Source organism: Paraburkholderia sp. XV, from assembly GCF_020177535.1.
Classification (GTDB): Bacteria; Pseudomonadota; Gammaproteobacteria; order Burkholderiales; family Burkholderiaceae; genus Paraburkholderia; species Paraburkholderia caribensis.
In genome coordinates this window covers 163265-169814 of record NZ_JAGUUD010000007.1, presented here as the reverse complement: position 1 = coordinate 169814, position 6550 = coordinate 163265, and the positions used below count along the sequence as shown (strand labels likewise).

At 61.7% G+C, this 6550-nt stretch carries 6 protein-coding genes; 3 read left to right on the top strand and 3 right to left on the bottom strand.

Annotation, left to right across the window (positions count from 1 at the left end; genetic code table 11):
* The first annotated feature begins 491 nt into the window (after window positions 1–491).
* From KFO72_RS06455 to KFO72_RS06445, 3 genes are read left to right on the top strand one after another with little or no spacing between them, the layout of a single operon-like run.
* On the top strand, window positions 492–1793 hold the full coding sequence (locus KFO72_RS06455) for an NAD(P)/FAD-dependent oxidoreductase (protein WP_225031681.1): 1302 nt from the start codon (window positions 492–494) through the stop codon (window positions 1791–1793).
* Complete coding sequence (locus KFO72_RS06450) at window positions 1790–2593, top strand: DUF1365 domain-containing protein (RefSeq protein WP_176055155.1); 804 nt, start codon at window positions 1790–1792, stop codon at window positions 2591–2593. The genes KFO72_RS06455 and KFO72_RS06450 overlap by 4 nt, the downstream gene beginning before the upstream one ends.
* The gene (locus KFO72_RS06445) at window positions 2590–3801 is read left to right on the top strand and encodes an SAM-dependent methyltransferase (protein ID WP_225031680.1); all 1212 of its coding nucleotides are present in this window, start codon (window positions 2590–2592) and stop codon (window positions 3799–3801) included. The genes KFO72_RS06450 and KFO72_RS06445 overlap by 4 nt, the downstream gene beginning before the upstream one ends.
* 37 nt (window positions 3802–3838) lie before the next feature.
* Here KFO72_RS06445 and KFO72_RS06440 read toward each other — a convergent pair whose 3' ends face one another.
* From KFO72_RS06440 to KFO72_RS06430, 3 genes are read right to left on the bottom strand one after another with little or no spacing between them, the layout of a single operon-like run.
* Window positions 3839–4438 carry a lipocalin family protein gene (locus tag KFO72_RS06440; protein WP_225031679.1) on the bottom strand — a complete coding sequence of 200 codons (600 nt, stop codon included), beginning with the start codon at window positions 4436–4438 and terminating at the stop codon, window positions 3839–3841.
* A 4-nt stretch (window positions 4439–4442) separates the two neighbouring features.
* Entirely contained in the window at window positions 4443–5540 is a 1098-nt protein-coding gene (locus tag KFO72_RS06435) for an SAM-dependent methyltransferase (RefSeq protein WP_225031678.1), read from the bottom strand.
* Between the two features lie 44 nt (window positions 5541–5584).
* Window positions 5585–6364, bottom strand: a complete 780-nt coding sequence (locus KFO72_RS06430) for a DUF1295 domain-containing protein (RefSeq protein ID WP_224099548.1) — start codon at window positions 6362–6364, stop codon at window positions 5585–5587.
* Between the last annotated feature and the right edge of the window lie 186 nt (window positions 6365–6550).

Here is a 6550-nt window from a genome sequence, read left to right as displayed (position 1 = left end):
GCCTCGTCATCGAGCGCCCACACTTATCGGCTGTTGATTGTTAAAGAACATTCGCTAAAAAGCCGCTGTTTTCTGCTGCTTTCTTGCGTCTCCGTTGTTTGGAGAGGCCGAATTATGCGGAACCCCCAGGGGGCTGTCAAGCACTTATTTCGAACGATCGACGAAAATCTTTCGATGCAACTTTATTAGGCACAGTCGACATTTGTCACCCCCTTTATCGAACCTGGCCATCTGTTCCCATCGGCGTCCCACTCCTGTTCCATTTCCGCCCTCCGTATCCAGCTATATTTTTCACGGATCCAACAATCAGTCCGGACGTTCGTGCGACGTACTGCTTCCGACGCGGCACGCATCGGCGGTGCGGGTATTCGCGTGTACCGGTTCGCCGTAGAACCGGGAGCACCGCCGCATGGCTGCATCCGTCTGCTGTTGCCGTGCGTAAAAGAGGGATGACGCGAGAGGAATGACGCGCCGCCGATGGAGAACACGCAATGGATGTGCAGACGGAAACCCATCCCGTTCCGCCGGGCAGCCACGTTGCGGTCGTCGGCTCGGGCATCGCTGGACTTGCGAGTGCGTATCTGCTGGCACGCCGCCATCGCGTGACGCTTTACGAGGCCGCCACCTACGCCGGCGGGCATACCCATACCGTAGACGTCGAGCTCGATGGCCTCACCCATCCCGTCGATACAGGCTTTCTCGTCTTCAACGATCGCACTTATCCCAACCTGATCGCACTCTTCGACGAACTCGATGTCGCGTCGCACGAAAGCGACATGACATTCTCCGTCTCGCTCGATCACGGACGGCTCGAATGGGCAGGCACCAATCTGAACACCGTCTTCGCCCAGCGGCAGAATCTGCTTTCGCCCAGCTTTCTCGGCATGTTGCGCGACATCCTGCGTTTCAATGCAACGGCTGAAAGGCATCTCGAAGCGGCATCCGCCCGCGGATACTCGGTCGGCGATCTGTTGACAGCTGGCCGCTACGGCGATCCCTTCAGACAAAACTACCTGTTGCCGATGGCGGCCGCCATCTGGTCGTGCGCGAGCGCCGACGTGCTGCGCTTCCCCGCCGCGACCTTCCTGCGCTTCTGCCTCAACCATGCACTGTTGCAGGTGAATCGCCGCCCGCGCTGGAAGACCGTCGCAGGCGGTGCGCGCGAGTATGTCCGCCGGATCGTCGCCACCCTCGATGACGTGCGCACCAATGAACGGGTCGTCGCGGTGCGCCGCGAGCGAGGCGGCGTCCACGTAGCGACCGAAACCGGCTGCGAGCGCTTCGACGCGGCGATTCTCGCCACGCACGCGCCCGACAGCCTGCGCATGCTCGTGGACCCCGATCCCGACGAACGCCATATCCTGGGCGCGATCCGTTATCAGCCCAATGTCGCGTGGCTGCATACCGATCCAACCTTGCTTCCGCACCGCGAGCGGATATGGTCCGCATGGAACTACCTGTCGACCCACGGGGCAGACGGCATGCGCCCGGTCTGTGTCAGTTATCTGATCAACCGCCTGCAACCGCTGCCCTTCAAAAGACCTGTGATCGTGACACTCAATCCGTCGCGACCGCCCTCACCCGAGACGGTGCTGAAGCGCTTCGAGTACGATCATCCACTGCTCGACGGTGCGGCCGTGGCAGCGCAAAGCCGCCTTCCTTCGATACAGCGCGCAAGACGCACATGGTTCGCGGGCGCGTGGACAGGTTATGGCTTTCATGAAGACGGACTGAAGTCGGCGCTGCGCATTGCTCGCGACTTCGGCGTCGAACCGTCGTGGTCCGTACGATGAACGGCCGTTCTTCCGATCGCGCCGGTTGGCTGATGTCCGGGCGCGTGATGCACGAGCGGCTACGGCCCGTGCGTCATCGCTTCGTCTACCCCGTGTTCTGCATCCGTTGCGATCTGGCAAGGCTTCATGAACTGGAGGGCTGGTGGCTGGGCGTCGACCGGTTGCGGCCATTGAGCCTCAGAACGCGCGACTACGGCGCATGCGATGGAACCGACCTGCTTAGGTGGGTCCGCGGGCAGATCGCAGACGCAGGCCTCGACCTGGACGGCGGCACTGTGTGGTTGCAAACCTTCCCGCGCATATTCGGCTACGCGTTCAACCCTGTCAGCTTCTGGTTATGTCACGACCGCGACGGCCACCTGCGCGCATTGCTCGCTGAAGTACGCAACACGTTCGGACAACGTCACTCGTATCTCCTGAAAGCGCGCGACAACGGCCCCATCGACGCGCACACCCAGCTCCACTGCGTAAAAGCGCTACACGTGTCGCCGTTTTGCGATGTCGAAGGACATTACGTCTTTCGTATCCACGAGACCGAACACCGCTCTTCGATCTCCATCGACTATCACGACGCGCAAGGACTTTTGATCCGCACCGCGATTTCGCTAGGAAAGCACCCGCTCACGCGCGGGCACGCGCTGCGCGCACTCATGCGGCAACCGCTTCTCACGGTCGGCGTCATCCTCCGCATCCACTGGCAGGCGCTGCGCCTGTGGTTCAAGAAAGTGCCGTTCTACGGGAGCCGGCCGCCCTCGCCTCACTCACGACCAACATCGATCAACGAGGAATCGTCACCATGACGTTGTCACGCGCCTTCTATGCCGCCGGCGATGCGCCCCTGTTCGCCCGCCTGTTCCTCGCACTGCTGGAACGTTTGCGCGTCGGCCATCTGGTCCTGACGACGCCAGACGGCCAGCAACGCGTGTACGGCGATTCTCATGCCCAACCCGGCGCGCAACTCATCCTGCGCGACTGGCGGGCATGCCGCGCGATCCTGCAGGCGGGCGACATCGGATTTGCCGAAGCGTATCGAGCCAGATGGGCCGACACGCCCGACATCGTGGCGCTGGCGCGGCTCGCCATGCGCAATGAAACCGCGTTGCCGCGCACGGTAACGGGCAGTGCCCCTGCGCGCCTGCTCTATGGATTGCGCCACTGGCTGCGTCCCAATACGCGGCGCCGCAGCGAACGTAACGTGCACGCGCACTACGATCTTGGCAACGCCTTCTACGCGCTCTGGCTCGATCGGACCATGACCTATTCGAGCGCACTGTTCGAGGACGATGCCACCCGTTCACTCGAAGACGCTCAGGCAGCCAAGTATCAGCGCATCGTCGATGCGTTGCAGTTGCGCGCCGGCATGCGCGTGCTGGAGATCGGCTGCGGCTGGGGCGGCTTTGCGCTGCACGCGGCGCACCAGGGCATACGCGTGCACGGTGTGACGATCTCTGCCGCACAGTACGAATGGGCGCGCGAGTGCGTGGCACGTGCCGGTCTCCACGATCTCGTGACGATCGAATTGCGCGACTATCGCGATCTGCGCGGCATCTATGACGCAGCGGTGTCGATCGAGATGTTCGAAGCCGTCGGAGAGCGCTATTGGCCTGCGTTTTTCAGTGTCCTCGGGCGCATGCTGAAGCCGGGCGCACAAGCGCTCGTCCAGTCCATCACGATGGACGATTCGCGCTTTGCTGCTTACCGGTCTTCGAGTGATTTCATCCGCGAGTACATTTTCCCGGGCGGCATGCTGCCGGGCGCCGAACGCTTTCACGCCGCCGCCAGACGCGCGGGTATGGCATGCGTCGAGTCACTATCGTTCGGGCTCGACTATGCACGCACCTTGCAGCGCTGGCATGCACGCTTCGAGGAGAACCTCGACGCTGTGCGGACACTAGGCTTCGACGACCTGTTCATCCGCACATGGCGGCTCTATTTCGCGTATTGCGAAGCGGGCTTCGCCGAGCGGCGCACGGACGTCAGGCAATTCATCCTGACTGCTGCGCCGTGAAGCGCGAGCTCATCGGACCCGCGGCGTGAAGCAGCCATCACTCGCCTGCCGGCAGAAACCCAGGCTGGCCGATCTGTTGCGGATGCTGCGGCACGCGACGAAAGCGCGATGCGTCGAAGCCCATCGCATCGAATCGCGCGAGCAGCGAGCGGTAAACATCTTCGCTGATATCGGGCTCGCGCGCGAAAATCCAGCCGAGGCTCTTGTCGCCGAGACCAAGCAGTGTGTAGCGGTACTCGTCGTCGACATGAAGCGTCTGCTGCGTGACATACACCGGCCAGAAAATGCGCACCTTCCACTCGCCGTTTCCACTACCCGGCACGACGCTGTCGACGAAATGAAACGTCGACGGCGACGCGTCAAATGTTCTCTTGTGTGCGGTGTACCGGTCGTCGATCTTTCCGTCTTCGCGCAGCGACCAATCCGTATAGCTACCCACGTACTTGTTCTCAAGAAAATACGGAATGATGGCAATGACGTACCAGCGCCCCATGTAGCGAGGCAGATCCACACTTGCTGGCTTTAGCGGAATGTCCGCGCGCGGATTGGGATTGGCCGGCGACTGCGAGCAGGCCGACATCAGGGTGACCGTCGCAGCGACGGCGGCCAGCGTCAGAGCAACACGCGTAGCTTTCATCGCATCACCGCTTGCCGAACAGATAGTGCGCAACGCCCCATTCATTGCCTCGCGCATAGCCAAAAAGCTCGGACACAGCCATGTAGAACATGCGCCAGCGCTGCAACCAGAGCCGCGCGTTATCCGTACCGTATGTCAGAATCAGTTCTGGCATCACGCGCTCGCGTGCGTTGTCGAGATTCGCTAGCCATAGCTCCGCCGTGCGTGCGTAGTGCGCGCCGCCGATCCACCACTGGCTGTCGATCCCGAGGTCGTTTTGAAAGTGCAGCAATAAGGCTTCGGAAGGCATCGTGCCGCCGGTAAAGAAGTACTTCGACATCCAGTCGGTGGCGTCCCGGGTCTGAAAGTGATACGCGAGCGTTCGATGCGCAAACATGTGGACGAAGAGTTTCCCATCGGAGCGCATCCAGCGCGCAACGCGTTCCAGCAAAAGGCCGTAGTTCTTCATATGCTCGAACATTTCGACCGACAGCACCCGGTCGAAATACCCGGTGCGTAACTCATCATCGAAATCGAACTGGGCAACGTTGCCCGTCACGACGCGCAGATTCGTGATGCCAGCCGACGCCGCACGCGCCTCAATGAATTCGCGCTGGCTGCGTGAATTCGACAGCGCGACGATTCGGGCATGCGGATAATGCCCGGCCAACCACAATGCCAGCGCACCCCAGCCGCAACCGAGATCGAGAATGGTCTGGCCGTCTTCGATCCTTGCCCGCTCTGCGTAAAGTGCGAGCATCGCCTGTTCCGCCTGTTCGAGCGTCTCGTCGCCACGTGGAAACAGGCAGCAGGAGTACTTCAGATACGCTCCCAGATGCGCCTCGAAGAAGGAAGGCGGCAATTCGTAGTGTTGCGTGTTGGCGGCATCGGTTTCGATCGCAATGGGACTGGTGCGCAACCCATCGAGCAGCGCGTTGAAGCGTTGCGAACGAAGCTCGCCGTCGGATGCGCCTTCTTCGACGAGACGCTGCCGCATCAGGCGGCGCATGCCGAAGCGGATTACGCGATCCGGCACCCATCCGCGCTCGCACGCATGGATCAGCCAGTCTTCCCTGGCAAAAAGCGGCTTGTCCGTCGAAGGCTGAGTTGCCGTAAATGTCATGGCGGGGCACCGTTCGGATGTAGTGGAAGCGTAGAGGGAGGGATTCAGCCGCGTCGCCGCGGCCACGGTATCAATGCGCTGGTTTCGCGCATGTACTCGGCGTAACCGGGGCGCGAATGGACCAGATGCGCTTCGAGCATCGGCACGCCTGAGAGCTTCATCAGCAACCATGCCATGAGCACGGGTGGGAGTAGCGTCAACCAGATCCACGGCGACCCGATCGACAGCGCGGCATAAGCCACCCAATGCAGACACTCGAAGAAATAATTCGGGTGCCGCGAATAGCGCCACAAGCCGACGCGGCACACTTCACCCTGATTCGCCGGGTCGGCGACGAAGCGTCTGAGCTGACTGTCCGCAACCGATTCGCCCGCCACCGATATCAGCCAGATCGCTACCGCGAGCGCGGCCCATGAAACGGAAGGCGTATCCGTGCGCCATGCAGGCACGGCGAACGCCAGCGACAACACCATCGAAATGACCGTCTGACACTCGAGAAACCAGAACATCTTCCGTCCGGCCGCCGCACCCCATTGATTGCGGAAACGGTGATAACGCGGGTCCTCCCGTTTACCCGCATTACGCCGCCACAAATGCCATCCGAGCCGCACGCCCCAGATACCGCCGCCCGCCGCGACCAGCGCACGGGCAAGCGGATCGCCGTTGCTCGCCATGCCGTAGAACACGGCGATTGCGCCCAGCGAAAACGCCCATATCGGATCAATCATCCCCGCGTTTTCGCTTTTCAACTGCCACGCCCAGAAAGCAGCGAACAGCGCGACGAGTACCACGAACGCGAGCGACGCTGCGGCAGCAGGAGACATCAAAAGCTCCTCTAACGTAAATCGGCAAGTACGTTGCGACAGGTTATACGCGCCATGACATTGCGCGGATGCATCGAGCAAAGAGTGGGCGTAAACAGCGTGCCCGCGAGGGGCGGTGTCGCGGATTTGAATCGGTTCCCCCTGCAGCACGAGGGCGCGGCTGCGTCGCTACGAGGAACCGCTAGA